Here is a 15,797-nt window from a genome sequence, read left to right on the forward strand (position 1 = left end):
ACGTCAAGGCGGGGTTGTGCGCAGGGCGCGGAAACGCCCGCCTATTATGAATTCGCGCACCTTAATACCTATGGTTACATGTGTGTGACTTTACGGCGGGGAGGGCGCAGAATGCACGAATTAATTGCCCCTCGAACCGCACCCCGGCAGCGCGGACACGACTTCGAGGCGCTCCAGGAGCAAGCCATGACCACTTCAGAGACTTGCCGCAATCCCGTCGTGAGCGACGCGGAAATCGCCGCAATGGTCACCGGGCGCGATGGCCTGCGGGTGCTCTTGCAGCCTCAGGTGGACCTGCTTACGGGCAGGATCGTTTCCGCCGAAGCGCTGGCCCGGTGGCAGCATCCGCGCCTGGGAATCGTCATGCCGTCCGAATTCGTTCCGGCGGTGAACCGCCTGGGCCTGGACGGCATCCTCTTCGAACGCGTCTGCGTGCGTGTCATCGACGCGCTGCTCACGCTGCGTCGCGCGGGCGTCGCGGTGCCCCTGGCGATCAACGCGCCCGCCACCACGCTATCGGAAGCCAAGTCGGTCGACTTCCTGCTTGAGCGCGTCCGTGCGGCCGAACTGCCGCCGTCGCTGGTGCGGGTGGAACTGACCGAGGACCAGCCGATCCGCGATCTGGACGTGCTGCGGGCGTCGCTGCTGCGGCTTGAAGACGCCGGCTGCGAAGTCAGCCTGGACGATTTTGGCACCGGCCATGCGTCCTTGAAGCTGCTGTCCGCCATCCCCCTGTCTGAAGTAAAGATCGACCAGTACTTCGTCGCGCGCATGCGGCGCAGCGCGGTGGCCTTCGAGGTCCTGCGTTCGGCCGCGGAGCTGGCCACGCGGCTGGGCTGGCGCGTCGTGGCCGAAGGGGTGGAGAACGTGGCGGACATTCCGGCGCTGCGCGCCGCGGGCTGCCGGTATGGCCAGGGCTTTTCGCTGGGCCGCCCGATGCCGCTGGACGAGATCATGATCCGCCTGCGCACGCAACGCGATGGCGGCGAACCCCTGGCGGCGCCGGCCGCCTACGCTTCGTCCTGGCTGGACGCCTTCGATGGCGGATCGCAGGATGGCGCCGAACCGGGGCGTTCATTGCGCCATACGGCGATCCTGTAGCGGCGCGAACGAGCGCAGTTTTTACCGATGGCGCGGGCATTGCCGCGCCCTGGCCCGTCCCCGGAAATTGACCCGGCCCGTGCGCCCCGGCCACGCTGGCGGGCACGCCAGTTGCTCTCCTGTCCGGGCGGAATCATTCCGCCATTTAGGAGACTTGCAATGGCCAATCAAAACCAACCCGACCAACAAAAGCAGCCGCAAAAACAACAGTCCCAGGAAAACCCGAAGGACCGCGGGCAGTCGCCGGGCCAGCAGCCTGGCCAGTCCGGGCAGCAAATGGAGAAGGACCGCAATCAGCCGGGCCAGACGCCTGGCCAGCAAAACAAGACCCAGCGCTGATGCGCTGACGGCAAGGGATGCGCGCCCCGAGCGCGTGTCCCGTGCGCAATCCTTGGCGGCCCCGGCCGCGTCCGCTTGGCGGCGCGACCGGGGCCGTTTTTGCGTCCAGGATCGTCTTGTGCGGCGGTGCGGCCTGCTATGCCGACAGGCAGAGCGCGGCTGGGCCGTCGCGCAGAATCTCGACCAGCGGCAGCAGCCCGCCGGCGCTGGCGCGCACGCGCCGGCCGGTCAGGGCGTCATGCAGCGACAGTCCGGAAATTCCGCCGGGCAACCGCAAGGCCGTATCGTTCCAGAAGCCGCGGGCGGCGGCGGCGTCTCCACGGGCATAGTCCGCCACCTGCAGCGCGCAATGCCGGCACGCCACGATCAGCGCATTCTGGCCGTCCTGCCGGCGCAGGAAAGCCAAGACATGGCGCGCATGGCTGCCCTCGGCCTGTACGCGCAGGAAATCCCCGCCCATGAATGGTCCGGGCAGACGCTGGCGCGCCATCAGCAGCCGGTGGATGAGCGCCTGCTTCACGGCGCCGTCGCGCCAGGCGGCCGCGGACAGGGGCATCGCCGGGTCGCGCGCGGACTCGGCCAGCAGGGCGGCGCGCAGTGTGTAGTCGACGGGACGGCGGTTGTCCGGATCGACCAGGCTCAGGTCCCACAAGTCGGCGCCCTGGTACAGGTCGGGTACGCCCGGCAGCGTGTTGCGCAGCAGGGTCTGGGTGAAACTGTTGACCATGCCCGCAGGGGCCAGCTCCATGGCAAAGCCCGCGATCGCGGCCAGCAGCTCGCGGCCGTCAGGGGCCTGCGCCAGGAAATCCAGGCACGCTTGCGCGGCCGCTTCGTAGGTGGGGTCTGGATCCGTCCAGCTCGTATGCAGCTTTGCCTCGCGCAAGGCCTTGAGCTGCCACTGGCCGATGCGTTCCAGCCAGGTCAGGGTGAGGGCCGGATCCCGCGCGAGTCGATCCGCGTCCCATTCCGCGGGCCAGGCCCCGACAAACGTCTGAATCAGCATGTAGCGGTCGGCGCGGGTCAGGCCAGGCGGCAGCGCGTCGATCCAGTCCTGCGCAAGCCGCATCCAGCGCGCGGGCATTTCGGTCAGCGCGGCCAGGCGGGCCCGCGTGTCCTCGCCGCGCTTGTGGTCGTGCGTGGCCGTGGCCAGCATGGCTCGGGGATGTGCGCGCGCGCGGCTGGCGCAGCAGTCATGAAAGTCGTCGGCGGACAGAGAGAAAACGTCGGGCGACGCGCCCACCTCGTTGCGCGAGAGCAGAGGGCCGTATCGGTAGAAGAGCGTGTCTTCAAGCGCCTTGGCGGCCAGCGGCGGGGTCAGCTGCTGAAAGCGGCGCAGCGCCTCATGCGCGGCCGCGGGGCAGGCGCCGCCCAGCCATTCGTTCAGCTGGGCCAGCAGCGTGGCATCCGCATTGCCTTCACGCGCGGCCAGCGCGGCAGCCGCTCCGCGCGTCGCGGCGGCGCGCCAGTGCGCGTCGGCGGGGCTGCCGCCGCTGTCTTCGGCGTAGGTCCGGTAGACCGGAAAGGCCGCGAGCCACGCCGTCAGCGCGCGGTCGATGGCGGTGGCGGTCCAGTCCCGGGTGCGCAGGTCTTGCGCAGCAATGCGCGTCAGGCTGCGGACCAGGGCCTGGCGTTCCGCAGGAAAGTGCCGGGCCAGCATCCGCATCCGGGCGGCGCGCAGTTGTTCGCCGGGTTCGCGCGGGTCGTCCGCCAGGGTTGCCCAGAACGCGCGCAGGGGCGCTTGCGCATCGGGGTCATGCAGCAGAGCTCCGGCCTGGTCCATGAAGTCGTAGCCGGTCGTGCCGTCCGTGGACCAGCGCGGGTCCAGCGTTTCGTCGTAGGCCAGGATTTTTTCGACCACCAGATACGGCCTGTCTTGGCGGAACGGCGCGGGACGGCTTGCGCCGGCTTCGCCCAGGCGGGTCGACAGCCGCCGCAGGTAAGCGCCGGGCGAGACCAGCCCGTCGATGTGGTCGATGCGCACGCCGTCCAGAATGCCCTGCGCGTACAGGCGCAGGACGAGCGCATGCGCATCGTCGAACACGGCTTCGTCTTCGACCCTTACCCCCACAAGTTCGCTGATCTCGAAGAAGCGCCGCCAGTTGATCAGGTCCGGCGCCGTCCGCCACCAGGCCAGGCGGTAGTGCTGGCGCTCTAGCAGCGCATGCAGGCGCTGGCGTGCGTCCGGGTCGGCGGGATCGTGCTCGCGCAGCCAGGCCCGCGGGTCGGCGCCGCGCGGCGCGGACGAGGCGGCCAGCGGGTAGCGCTGCCCGCCGACGTCCAGTTCCGGCTGCGCCGCGCCGGCATCCCAGCACGGCCTGATGACGCCGTGTTCCAGCGCCGCGCCATAGGGATCGGCCAGCACCGGCAGCAGCACCTTGCCCTGCAGCGTGGGGGCGGGCGGTTCCCAGTCGATGTCGAAATGCCGCGACCACGCGCTGGCCTGGCCCTGGGCAAGTACGTCGCGCCACCAGGCGTTGGACGGGTGCGCCGCCATGTGGTTGGGCACGATATCGGCGATCAGTCCCAGGCCGCGCGCGCGGCCTGCGGCCGCCAGGCGCAGCAGGGCGGGCTCGCCCCCCAGTTCGGGATTGACGACGGCATGGTCGATCACGTCATAGCCGTGCGTGGATCCGGCGCGCGCGCGCGTCACTGGCGACAGGTACAGGTGGCTGACGCCCAGGTCCGCGTAGTAGTCGACCTGGGCGCATGCGTCGTCCAGCGTGTAGCCCGCATGCAGCTGCAGCCGGGCGGTGGCGCGCAGAGTGCTCAAGGCCGTCTCCTGCCGGTGCGCGCGGCGTCCAGGCGCGCCTGGGCCGCGGGGTCCGCGAAGGTGGCGCGTATGCTGCGCGGCAGGCGCTGGCGCCAGTTGGGATGGGTGTCGATCGTGCCCGGCAGATTGGGCTGGTCCAGCACGCCGGCTACGTCCTCCATGGGCACGAGCAGCAGCGGGCAGGGACTGGACGACACGAAACGCAGCAGCGCCGGCAGGGGCGCCTGGCGGGGCGGGGCGGCCGCGTCGGGGTCCAGCGCCCGTGCCAGCAGCGTCCGGTCGAGGTCCCGGCCGCGCCGCAGGGTCTGCTCGTCTTCGTCCGCGCCCAGCAGGCCCAGTTTGACGCGCCAGTCGATGTCGCGCGCTTCCCACCAGCCGCGCAGCGTCGGCAGATCGTGCGTGGTGGTCATGGCGGCCGCATCGGGCGGCCAGCGGGCCGGGTCCGTGAATCCGGCGGGCGCGTCCGGCCCGGGCCTGGCGTCGGGCGCCTGGCGCATGAACCACAGCACGTTCATGCCCAGCACGCCGTTGTCCTTCAGGCGCTGGTCGAAGCCCTCGGGCACCGTGCCCAGGTTCTCGCCGATGGCGCAGGCGCGGTGCCGCCAGGATTCCAGTGCGGCAAGGGCCAGCAGCGCGTCTAGCGGATAGCGCAGGTAGGCGCCGTCGGCAGACGATGCGCGGTCCGGCACCAGCCAGAGCCGGGCCATGCCCAGGATGTGATCAATGCGCACGCCGCCGGTGTGCGCAAGGCTGGCGCGCAGCATGTCGATGAAAGCGCGGTAGCCGTTCAACTGCAGCGCGCGCGGCGAAAACGCCGTCAGGCCCCAGTTCTGGCCCTGCGGGTTGTAGATGTCGGGCGGCGCACCGACCGACATGCGCGGCATCAGGTCAGCCTGCCGGCTCCAGGCATGGCTGCCGTCCGGGCTGTCGCCGACAGCCAGGTCCGCAAGCAGCCCCAGCCGCATGCCGGCCTCGCGCCCCGCGGCATGGGCCGCCGCCAGGCTTTCGGCGGCCAGCCATTGGGCGAACTGGTGGAAGTCGACCTCCTGGGCGTGCGCCTGGGCGTAGCGCTTGACGTCGGCCGACGCCGGGTCGCGCAGGCTTGCGGGCCACTGCGGCCAGGGTTGCACCGCGCCGCCGGGCGCCTGGTGCGCCGCGTGCAGGGCTTCGAACACCGCGTGGTCGCGCAGCGCCTGCCCCTGCGCCGCGCAGAAGCGCGCGTAGCGCTGGCGCAGCGCGGGCGGCGCGCCGCCGGCGAACTGCCGGTGCAGGGCGCGCAACAGCCGCAGGCGTATCTCGGCGGCTGCCGGCCAGTCGATCAGGTCCCGGCTGTCCAGCGCATTCAGCGTATCCGGATCGGCGTCCGCCAGCGCCCGCGTCATCGCGTCATGGCCCAGCACCGCGGCCGGCGCGGCGTAAAGGATATTGAGGAACAGGCGGCTGGACGGCGAGTAGGGACTGCAGCGCCCGGGCTGGGCGGCGAACATGGCGTGCACCGGACTGATGGCCAACATGTCCGCGCCTTGCCCGGCCGCGGCCACCGCCAGTTCGCGCAGCGCGGCGAAGTCGCCGAATCCGTGCGTGCGCGGCAGCGCCCCGTTGGCGTCCTGCCGCAGGCTGTACACCTGGGCGCCGATGCCCCAGCAACGCGGGTCGCCCGCGCCGGTCAGTTCCGCGAGACTGGGCGCGCGCTGGGGGGCGACCGCCAGCAGCGTGTCGCCCGACGCCAGGGACAGGCGGTGATAGCCGGGTTCGTCCGGCGCGACCAGGTAGGGCTGGCCATCCGCGCCGGCGCGGATGTCGCCGTCGATGACATCCCCGGATTCGCAGGCGATGCGGTAGGGGCCGCCGGCCTCGCGCGGCAGCGCGGCCTTGCCGTTGACGCGGGCGATCAGCAGGGGCGGCAGCGCGTCGGCCGCCTGCGCGGCCAGGCGCTGGCGGCTGTCGCGGATGTCTTGCGCGCCGGCCGCCGGCAGGCCCAGCGCGGTCAACAGCGCGCGCAGCGTGTCGGGCGCCACCCGCCGCGGCTGCTGGCGGGCATCCGTCCAATGCTCGGCGATGCCCGCCTCCAGGGCCAGCGCCGACAGGGCGGCGTCCTCGGCGCTGGCGCCATTCATGCGGGCTCCTCAAGCAGCCAGACGGTGCAGTCGGGACACAGTTCACCCCGCGCCAGGGCGTCGCGGCCGCCGGCCAGGGACTCGAACAGCAAGGTGGCGTAAACATCCGGCCCGGGCATCAGGGCTGCGGGCACGGGCTGCGGCTCGGGTCCCAGATTGGCGTAGAGCGTCAGGCGCGCGCCATCGGCCAGTTCCCATCGGGCATAGACGGCGCGATCGCCCACCGCCGCGGCGCCGAGGCTGGCGGCGCCCGCCAGGCGCGGCGCGATCAGGCGCGCGCGCAGTTGCAGCAACGCGGTGTAATCGCGCAGCCAGTCCGCGCTCTCGGCGTGTTCGTCCCAGGGGGCGCTGGCGAGATAGGTGGCGGGATCGTTCGGGTCGGGCAGCGGCGCGGCCGGCGTATCGCCCGAAAACTCCGGAAACGCCGCGAATTCTCGCTGCCGGCCGTCGCGCACGGCCTGCGCCAGCGCGGGATCCGTGTGGCTGGTGAAGTACAGGAACGGCGAATGGGCGCCCAGTTCTTCGCCCATGAAGATCAGGGGAATCTGCGGCGCCAGCAGTTGCAGCGCCACGGCAGCCCGCAGCCGCGGACCGCTGTCGACCAGGCTGGTCAGCCGTTCGCCCCGGGCGCGGTTGCCGGTCTGGTCGTGATTCTGCAGGAACAGCACGAAGGCGGTGGGGGGCAATGCCGCGCTGGGTTCGCCACGCGGTTGGCCGCCGCGATAGGGTGAGGGCTGGCCCTGGTACAGCCAGCCTTCGGCCAGACAGCGCGCGAGCGCCTGCGCGGGCTCCGTGCAATAGTCGGCGTAGTACCCGCGCGTCTCGCCCGTCAGCAGGTGATGCAGCACGTGGTGCGCGTCGTCGTTCCACTGCGCATCGAAATCCCCCTGGAGCAGGCTGGCGCGGTTGTCGTCGTTCTCGACCACCAGATGCACGTGGCGTTCGGCCGACACGCGGTCGCGCACGTAGCGCGCCAGCTCGTGCAGCCATTCGTGCCCGGCGATCGCGTGCACCGCGTCCAGCCGCAGGCCGTCGAAGCGGTACTCGGTCAGCCAGTACAGGGCGTTTTCCTTGAAGAACGCGCTGACGGCGGGCAGGCGGAAGTCGATGGCGTCGCCCCACGGCGTGTCCACGTCGGACCGGAAAAACGGGGCGGCGTAGCGCGCAAGATAATTGCCGTCCGGACCGAAATGGTTGTAGACCACGTCCAGCATGACGCCCATGCCCAGCGCGTGCGCGCCGTCGATCAGGCGCTTCAGGTCATCGGGCGTGCCGTAGGCGGTGTCGGGCGCGTACGGCAGGACGCCGTCGTAGCCCCAGTTGCGCTCACCCGGAAAGTCGGCGATGGGCATGAGTTCGACCATGGTGACGCCCATGGCCGCAAGCGCAGGCAGGCGCGCCAGCAGGCCCTTGAAGCCGCCGGCCAGGCCGGCATGGACTTCGTACAGCACGGTATCTTCCCAGGGCCGGCCGGCCCATTCCGGATGGCGCCAGCGGTACGCGCCGGGCGGCGCGGGTACGATGCTGTCGCCGTGGACGTCGCCGTCCTGCAGGCGCGAGGCCGGATCGGGGATCACGGTATCCGCATCGAGCCGGTAGTGGTAACGGGCGCCAGGCGGGCAGTCCACATCGGCCTGCGCGTAGCCGTCGGGGTCGGGATGCAGCGGGATCGGCGGGTGGCCCTGGACCTCCAGCGCCAGCCCGGGCGGGGCGCTGGGCGCCCAGATGCGGAATCGCGTCACGCCGCTGTCCAGCGGCGTCGCGCCGAAGGACCAGGACGTCGTCATGGCGCGTCTCCGGTCGGCTCGGACCGGGCCAGCAGAACCAGGCTGTGGGCGGCGACCTCGATCGGGCCCTCCTGCAGCGGCGCGGCGGGGGCCAGGGTGGCGGAGTCCAGTTCAACGCTCCAGGACAGCGCGGGCTCGGGCAGGTCGAACGCGACGGGTTCATGGGTGGGGTTCATCAGCAGCAGGGTGACGTCGACTTCGCCGTCGGGCCGCTGGGCGGCGCGGCGCAGGCCCATGACGCGTTCTTGCGCCGACTCCCAGGCTGGGGCGTCCAGATGCGCGCCGGCGGCGTCGAACCACGCGATGGCCGCGATACCCGGCGCCAGCTCTTTGCCGGCGTCGCCATAGCGGGCGCTGCGCACGCTGGCGTGGGCGCGGCGCAGCGCGATCAGCCGTCCGACGTAGCGGCTCAGGGCGCGCCCCTGGTCGCTCTGGGCCTGCGTCCAGTCCAGCCAGGACAGGGGATTGTCCTGGCAATAGGCGTTGTTGTTGCCATCCTGGCTGTTGCCGAATTCATCGCCTGCCAGCAGCATCGGCGTGCCGTCGGACAGCAGCGCGCTCGCCAGCAGGGCGCGCTGGACGCGGCCGCGTGTTTCCAGCACTTGCGCGTCCTGTGTCGGGCCTTCCTCGCCCCAGTTATGGCTGTAGTTTTCGGAATGGCCGTCGTTGCCGCCTTCGCCGTTGGCCTCGTTGTGGCTGCCGTCATAGCTGACGATGTCCGCCAGCGTAAAGCCATCATGCGAGGCCACGTAGTTGACGCTGGACCAGGGGCGGCGATGGCGCCGGTCGAAGATGTCGCGCGACCCGCACAGGCGCGCCGCCATGTCGCCGCGCATGCCTTCGTCGCCGCGCCAGTAGCGCCGCGTGGTGTCGCGGAACTTGTCGTTCCATTCCGAAAACCCGGGCGGATGATTGCCAAGCTGGTAGCCGTCGGGGCCAATGTCCCAGGGCTCGGAGATGAGCTTGAGCCGCGACAGCACCGGATCCTGCAGGATGACGTCGAAGAATCCCGCGCCCGGATCGTAGCCGTTGCCCTCGCGGCCCAGCGTTACGCCCAGGTCGAAGCGGAAGCCGTCCACGCCGTACGACGCGGCCCAATAGCGCAGGGAATCGGTCACCATCTGCAGCACGCGCGGATGCGACATGTTCACCGTGTTGCCGCAGCCCGTATCGTTGATGTAGTAGCGTTCGTCGCCCGGAATCAGGCGGTAGTAGCTGGCGTTGTCCAGGCCGCGCCAGGACAGCGTCGGCCCCATTTCATTGCCTTCGCAGGTGTGGTTGTAGACCACGTCCAGGATGACCTCGATGCCCGCGGCGTGCAGGCGCCGGATGGCCTGGCGCAGTTCGTTGGGATGCTGCATCAGGTAGGCCGGTTCCGGCGCGAAGTAGGACAGCGTGCTGTAGCCCCAGTAGTTGCGCAGTCCGCGCTCGGTCAGGAAGTGATCCTGCAGGAAGGCGTAGACCGGCAGCAGTTCGACCGCGGTGACGCCCAGCCGCTGCAGGTGCTCGATGAAGCGCGGGTCGGCCAGCGCGGCGCAGGTGCCGCGCAGGGGCTGGCGCAGGTCCTCGCGCTGCATGGATACGCCGCGGACATGAACCTCGTAGATCGTGGTGTCGTTCCAGGATGTGGCCGGCGGCTTGCTGTTGCCCCAGTTGAACGGGGTTTCGTCGGCGACGATGGCCTTGGGCATCGCCGGCGCGCTGTCGCGGCGGTCGAAGCTCAGGTCCAGCCGCGAGTGGTTCATGCGGTAGCCAAAGAGGGCATTGCTCCAGTGCACCTGGCCGTTCAACTGGCGGGCGTAGGGGTCCAGCAGCAGCTTGTGCGGGTTGAACCGGTGGCCATTCTGGGGATCGTACGGGCCATGGGCGCGGTAGCCGTATACCAGGCCGGGCTGGGCGTCCGGCAGATAGCCGTGCCAGATCTCGTCGGTGCATTCGGGCAGATCGAAGCGGCGCAGCTCCTTGCGGCCCTTGGCGTCGAACAGGCACAGTTCGATGCGCGTGGCGTTCGCGGAAAACACGGCGAAGTTCACGCCCAGGCCGTCGCTGGTGGCGCCCATCGGATGGGGCTGGCCGCCGGTGATGCGGGTCAGTTGGGACGGGTCCATGGATTCAGCCTTCATGCATCAGATAAAGGGTGGACAGGGGCGGCAGGGTCAGGGACAGGGCCTGGGGCTGGCCGTGGGCGGCCATGTCGCCAGTGGCGGCGCCGCCCTGGTTGCCTTGGCCGGAGCCGCCGTAATGCGAGGCGTCGGTGTTCAGCAGTTCGGTCCAGCGACCGGCTAGCGGCACGCCGATGCGGTAGTCGTGGCGGGCGACGGGCGTGAAATTGGATACCGCCAGCATATGCCTTTGGCCGTCGGTGCGCACGAACGCCACCACGCTGTTCTGCGAGTCGTCCAGGATCGTCCAGGCGAAGCCGGCGGGGTCGGCGTCCAGCGCGTGCAGCGCCGGCTCCCGGGCGTACAGGCGGTTCAGGTCGGCAACCAGCCGCTGCATGCCCAGGTGGCCCGGGTGGTCCAGCAGATTCCAGTCCAGCGTCGCGTCGTGGTTCCATTCTGCGGGCTGGGCAAGTTCTCCGCCCATGAACAGCAGCTTCTTGCCGGGATGCGCCCACATGAAACCCAGGTAGGCGCGCAGGTTCGCCAGCCTGGCCGGCGCGTCGCCCGGCATCTTGCCCAGCAGCGATCCCTTGCCGTGCACCACTTCGTCGTGCGACAGCGGCAGGATGAAGCGTTCGCTGTACGCATACACCATGCCGAAGGTGATGTCGTGATGGTGGTAGCGCCGGTGGATGGGATCCTGCGCCAGATAGCGCAGCGTGTCGTGCATCCAGCCCATGTTCCACTTGTAGTGGAAGCCCAGGCCGCCTTCCTGCACGGGGGCCGTCACGCCGGGCCACGCGGTCGATTCCTCGGCCACCATGATGGCGTCGGGGCACTCCGCGCGCACCGTGCCGTTGAGCTCCTGCAGGAACTGCACGGCCTCCAGGTTCTCGCGGCCGCCGTAGCGGTTGGGGATCCATTCGCCCGGCTGGCGGCTGTAGTCCCGGTACAGCATCGAGGCCACGGCGTCCACGCGCAGGCCGTCGATGTGGAAGCGGCGCAGCCAATGGATCGCGCTGGCGATCATGAAGGCCTTCACCTCGTTGCGGCCCAGGTTGTAGACCATGGTGTGCCAGTCGGGGTGATAGCCCTCGCGCGGATCCTCGTATTCGTACAGCGAGGTGCCGTCAAAGGCCGCCAGGCCGTGCGGGTCGTCCGGAAAGTGGGCCGGCACCCAGTCCAGGATCACGCCGATACCGGCCGCGTGGCAGCGGTCTATGAAGCGGGCGAACGCCTCCGGCGGGCCATGCCGCGCGGTGGGCGCGAACATGCCCAGGGGCTGGTAGCCCCAGGAGCCGCCGAAAGGATGCTCCATGATGGGCATCAGCTCGATATGCGTGAAGCCCAGGGCGCGCACGTAGGGCGGCAGCTTGTCGGCCAGCTGGTCCCAGAGGCAGCGCGCCGGATCGCGCACGGCCCAGGACCCCGCATGGAGTTCGTAGATGGACAGCGGGGCGGCGGGCGACTGCCGCGCGCCGCGCTCGCGCATCCAGGCCGCGTCGTTCCAGGCATAGGGCGCGGGGTCGTCCACCACCGACGCCGTGGCGGGCGCCTCTTCGCAGCGGCGCGCCATGGGGTCCGCCTTCATGAACTGGCGTCCCGCGCGGTCGGTGATGGCGAACTTGTAGCGGTCGCCGGGCTGCAGGCCGGGGATGAAGATCTCCCACACGCCGGCGGCATGGCGCAGCCGCATGCCATGGCGCCGGGCGTCCCAGCCGTTGAAGTCGCCGGCCACGGCGACGCGGCGCGCGTTCGGCGCCCAGACCGCACAGCGCAGGCCCGCCACGCCGTCCACCTCGGTCAGGTGCGCGCCCAGCGCCTCGCCAGCTTCACGCCAGGATCCTTGGGCCAGGCGCTGCAGCGTGGCTTCGTCCAGCAGGGCGCCGAAGGCGTACGGGTCCGCCGTAACCTGTTCGGCGGCGGGCCAGCGGATGGCCAGGCGGTACGATGCGCCGTCGCCCGGCTGGGCGTAGGGCGCCCGGCCCACGTAAAGCCCTTGTCCCTGTTCGTGCAGCGACGTGCGGGCGCCGTCCGGGTCCAGCACGTCCACGGCCTGCGCGCCCGGCACGTAGACGCGCAGCCAGCCGTCGTGCGGACCCAGCACCGCGAAGGGATCATCGTGCAGGCCGCAGGCCAGGGCGGTCAGTTCCAAGGCGTCGATCCGGCCCTCGGGCGCGGCGCCGGTTGCGGGGGAGGCAAGCGCATCGCTCATGGCGTTTTCCCTTCGGCGTCGATGGCCGCGGACAGCAGGACGTTGCGGGCCAGCTCGGTTAGCGCGCACAGCGGAATCGAGATCCAGTCGGGCCGGTGCGCGGCTTCGTAGCTGACTTCGTAGGCGGCCTTTTCCAGCTGCGCCAGCGCCAGCAGCGTGCCTTCCTGGTCCGCCGCCGGCGTCAGCGCATCGCCGCGCGTCGCCCGATAGCCCTGCAGGAAGGCCTCCGACGCCTGCCGCCGGAAGCGCGCCAGCAGCGCGTCGCGCTGTTCCGCGGGCGCCACGGGCGGCGCCGGGGTTTCGTCCGCGCCGGCATTGGCGTCCATGTGCGCGCCGCCGATCAGGTCGCTGCGGGCGATCGCTGCCGCCGCGTAGTCGAACGAGCGCAGCATGCCGGCCACGTCCTTGTAGGGCGAGGCGAGCGAGCGCCGCGCCTGCAGGCTGCTGATGGGTTCGCCTTCGAAATCAATCAGATAGGCGTCGGTCTGCGCAACCAGCACCTGGCCCAGGTGGAAGTCGCCATGCGCGCGCAGGTTAGGCAAGCCCGTTTCGGCCTGCGCCATGGCGCCCACGCGCTCGGCCAGGCGGGCATGATGGTCGAAGAACCATTCGGCGCAGGCCCGCGACGGCTCCTCAAGCCTGTCCAGCTGCGCGCGCAGGTCCTTTTCGGCGCGATCCAGCAGGCCGCGCACATGCTCGGCCCGCGCGTCCGAATCGGCCTGGCTGGCGGGATGCGGCTGGAAGTCCGCGTCGTCCGTGGACGCGGCCAGCACGGCGTGCATCTGGCCCAGGCGCTCGCCGATGGTGGCGGCCATCACCGCGTAGCCCTGCAGGCTTTCCTCGAATTCCTCGGGGCTGCTGCCCACCAGCAGCGCGTTGGCCAACGTGCGCTTCAGGTAGTCCAGCGTCCAGCTCCAGGCATCGCCTTCGTTGGGCACGTAGCGGTGCGCGATGGCCAGCGTGTGGACCACGCCGTCCGCGTCCACGCGCTGCACCTCGCCCAGCAGGGCGGGGATGTTGCCGTAGCCGGCGCGGGTCAGGTAACGGGTCATCTCGGCTTCGGGCGATACGCCCGGCTGCACGCTGCGAATGAGCTTCAGGATGAGCTGGCCGCCCACGATGACGGAACTGTTCGACTGTTCGCCCGTGAGCCACTGCAAGGCCGGATCAGCGTCGAGCGCGAGTTCGCGCATCCCGGCTTCGGGCAGGAAGCGGATGACGCCAGGCTTGTCGCCGGGCTTGCCGGCGCTGCGGCCGTCCAGTTCGGCGCCGGCCTGCAGGGCGTTCAGTATGCTGCGCACGAACCCCGGCTGCAGGAAGGCGTCCGCCAGGACGCCGACCTCCGCGCCTCGCCGCACGCGGGCGATGGCGTACTGGATGGTGGCGGTTTCGTCCCAGACCAGCACGAACGGCGCCTGGGCGCGCATGCCGCTCACGCCGTCCTGCGGTTCGATCTCGGCCCAGTAGTATTCGCCGTCGGCCGACGCGAACGGCGTGGCGTAGGCCAGCCGCGCGCGCGACGGCGGCTCCGAGCCCGGATACCAGCGCTGGCGCGCCAGGTATTGCGGCAGGATTTCGCTTTCCAGGGTGTTGCGCGAGGCGTCCGTCAACGCGGCGCCGCCGCGCGACTTGAGCACCAGCGTAATCAGTTCCGGCATCTGGACGGGCGCGGTGGCATGCCACCCGGGCGGGGCGGCATCCTGGCTCAGGTCCATCCAGTAAAACGCGTAAGGCGGCAGCGTCAGCAGATACGGCAGTTCGCCGATGGCGGGAAACGGCGTGCCGCCCAGCATTTCCACCGGTACGCGGCCAGCGAATTCCTGCATTTGCAGTTCGACCGGCTGCGCGGCGTTCGACAGGTTGGCCACGCACAGGATCGTCGTGTCCTGCCATTGGCGCAGGTAGGCCAGGATTTTGCGGTTGCCGGCCAGGATGAAGCGCAGCGCGCCGCGTCCGAAGGCGTGGCTCTGGCGCCGCTGGGCCAGCAGGCGGCGGGTCCAGTTCAACAGCGAATGCGGGTCGCGCTGCTGCGCTTCGACGTTGACCGCCTCGTAGCCGTACAGCGGCCCCATCAGCACCGGCAGCGGCAGGCGTTCGGGGTCCGCCCGCGAGAAGCCGCCATTGCGGTCCGGCGACCACTGCATCGGCGTGCGCACGCCGTCGCGGTCGCCCAGGTGGACGTTGTCGCCCATGCCCAGTTCGTCGCCGTAGTACAGCACCGGCGTGCCCGGCATCGACAGCAACAGGCTGTTCATGAGTTCGACGCGACGCCGGTCCCGCTCCAGTAGTGGCGCCAGGCGGCGCCGGATGCCCAGGTTGATGCGGGCGCGCGGCTCGGCCGCATAGACGTTCCACAGGTAGTCGCGTTCGCGGCTGGTCACCATTTCCAGCGTCAGCTCATCGTGGTTGCGCAGGAAGATCGCCCATTGGCAGGTGGCGGGAATGTCCGGGGTCTGCCGGATGATGTCCGTGATGGGAAAGCGGTCCTCCTGCGCGATCGCCATGTACATGCGGGGCATCAGCGGGAAGTGGAACGACATGTGGCATTCGTCGCCGGCGCCGAAGTATTCCTGGGCGTCCTCGGGCCACTGGTTGGCCTCGGCCAGCAGCAGGCGGCCCGGATACTCCGATTCGATCACGGCGCGGATCTGCTTGAGCACCTGGTGGGTTTCGGGCAGGTTCTCGTTGTTGGTGCCCTCGCGTTCCACCAGGTAGGGCACGGCGTCCAGCCGCAGGCCGTCCACGCCCATGTCCAGCCAGTAGCGCATCACGGACAGCACTTCCTTGAGCACCTGCGGATTGTCGTAATTCAGGTCGGGCTGGTGCGAATAGAAGCGGTGCCAGAAGTAGGCATTGGCCACCGGATCCCAGGTCCAGTTCGATTTTTCGGTGTCGCAGAAGATGATGCGCGTGCCGGCGTAGGCCTTGTCGTTGTCGGACCAGACATAGAAATTGCGGGCGGCGGAGCCGGGCTTGGCGGCGCGGGCCCGCTGGAACCACGGGTGCTGGTCCGACGTGTGGTTCACCACCAGCTCTGTGATGATGCGCAGGCCGCGGGCGTGCGCAGCCCGGATCAGCTTGCGCACGTCGGCGATGGAGCCGTAGTCGGCATGCACGCCCCGGTAGTCCGCGATGTCGTAGCCGTCATCGCGACGGGGCGAAGGATAGAACGGCAGCAGCCAGATCGTGTTGACCCCCAGGCTGGCGATGTAGTCCAGCTTGGAAATGAGCCCGGGCAGGTCGCCCACGCCGTCGCCGTTCGAGTCGAAGAAGGACTTTACATGCAACTGGTAGATGACGGCATCCTTGTACCAGAGCGCATCGTCCTGCAGGGGTTGGGTTTCACTGATCATGGCAAGGGGCGCG

At 70.1% G+C, this 15,797-nt stretch carries 8 protein-coding genes; 2 read left to right on the top strand and 6 right to left on the bottom strand.

Features of this window, described 5'->3' with window-relative positions; all coding sequences use genetic code 11:
• Window positions 1-186: 186 nt before the first annotated feature.
• On the top strand, window positions 187-1,101 hold the full coding sequence (locus tag KYC_RS20380) for an EAL domain-containing protein (RefSeq protein ID WP_008165874.1): 915 nt from the start codon (window positions 187-189) through the stop codon (window positions 1,099-1,101).
• A 159-nt stretch (window positions 1,102-1,260) separates the two neighbouring features.
• Window positions 1,261-1,440 (top strand): hypothetical protein, encoded by a 180-nt coding sequence (locus tag KYC_RS20385; RefSeq protein WP_008165876.1) that lies wholly within the window; start codon window positions 1,261-1,263, stop codon window positions 1,438-1,440.
• Window positions 1,441-1,576: 136 nt separating this feature from the next.
• Here the strand turns inward: KYC_RS20385 and treY are convergent, their stop codons facing one another.
• From treY to treS, 6 genes are read right to left on the bottom strand one after another with little or no spacing between them, the layout of a single operon-like run.
• Window positions 1,577-4,210 carry a malto-oligosyltrehalose synthase gene (gene treY, locus KYC_RS20390; RefSeq protein WP_008165878.1) on the bottom strand — a complete coding sequence of 878 codons (2,634 nt, stop codon included), beginning with the start codon at window positions 4,208-4,210 and terminating at the stop codon, window positions 1,577-1,579.
• Window positions 4,207-6,327, bottom strand: a complete 2,121-nt coding sequence (gene malQ / locus KYC_RS20395) for a 4-alpha-glucanotransferase (protein WP_008165879.1) — start codon at window positions 6,325-6,327, stop codon at window positions 4,207-4,209. Before malQ ends, treY begins: the two co-directional genes overlap by 4 nt.
• Window positions 6,324-8,114 (bottom strand): malto-oligosyltrehalose trehalohydrolase, encoded by a 1,791-nt coding sequence (gene treZ, locus KYC_RS20400; protein ID WP_008165883.1) that lies wholly within the window; start codon window positions 8,112-8,114, stop codon window positions 6,324-6,326. The genes malQ and treZ overlap by 4 nt, the downstream gene beginning before the upstream one ends.
• Complete coding sequence (glgX, locus tag KYC_RS20405) at window positions 8,111-10,222, bottom strand: glycogen debranching protein GlgX (RefSeq protein WP_008165887.1); 2,112 nt, start codon at window positions 10,220-10,222, stop codon at window positions 8,111-8,113. Before glgX ends, treZ begins: the two co-directional genes overlap by 4 nt.
• 4 nt (window positions 10,223-10,226) lie before the next feature.
• Entirely contained in the window at window positions 10,227-12,431 is a 2,205-nt protein-coding gene (glgB, locus tag KYC_RS20410) for a 1,4-alpha-glucan branching protein GlgB (RefSeq protein ID WP_008165889.1), read from the bottom strand.
• On the bottom strand, window positions 12,428-15,784 hold the full coding sequence (gene treS, locus KYC_RS20415) for a maltose alpha-D-glucosyltransferase (protein ID WP_008165890.1): 3,357 nt from the start codon (window positions 15,782-15,784) through the stop codon (window positions 12,428-12,430). Before treS ends, glgB begins: the two co-directional genes overlap by 4 nt.
• Window positions 15,785-15,797 lie beyond the last annotated feature (13 nt).

Source organism: Achromobacter arsenitoxydans SY8, assembly GCF_000236785.1.
In the GTDB taxonomy this organism is placed as follows: domain Bacteria; phylum Pseudomonadota; class Gammaproteobacteria; order Burkholderiales; family Burkholderiaceae_B; genus Achromobacter; species Achromobacter arsenitoxydans.

Coding starts and splice junctions, on each gene's coding strand:
- malQ (WP_008165879.1), bottom strand. CDS start 6,327: ATGAATGGCGCCAGCGCCGAGGACGCCGCCCTGTCGGCGCTGGCCCTG.
- treZ (WP_008165883.1), bottom strand. CDS start 8,114: ATGACGACGTCCTGGTCCTTCGGCGCGACGCCGCTGGACAGCGGCGTG.
- glgX (WP_008165887.1), bottom strand. CDS start 10,222: ATGGACCCGTCCCAACTGACCCGCATCACCGGCGGCCAGCCCCATCCG.
- treS (WP_008165890.1), bottom strand. CDS start 15,784: ATGATCAGTGAAACCCAACCCCTGCAGGACGATGCGCTCTGGTACAAG.
- glgB (WP_008165889.1), bottom strand. CDS start 12,431: ATGAGCGATGCGCTTGCCTCCCCCGCAACCGGCGCCGCGCCCGAGGGC.
- KYC_RS20385 (WP_008165876.1), top strand. CDS start 1,261: ATGGCCAATCAAAACCAACCCGACCAACAAAAGCAGCCGCAAAAACAA.
- KYC_RS20380 (WP_008165874.1), top strand. CDS start 187: ATGACCACTTCAGAGACTTGCCGCAATCCCGTCGTGAGCGACGCGGAA.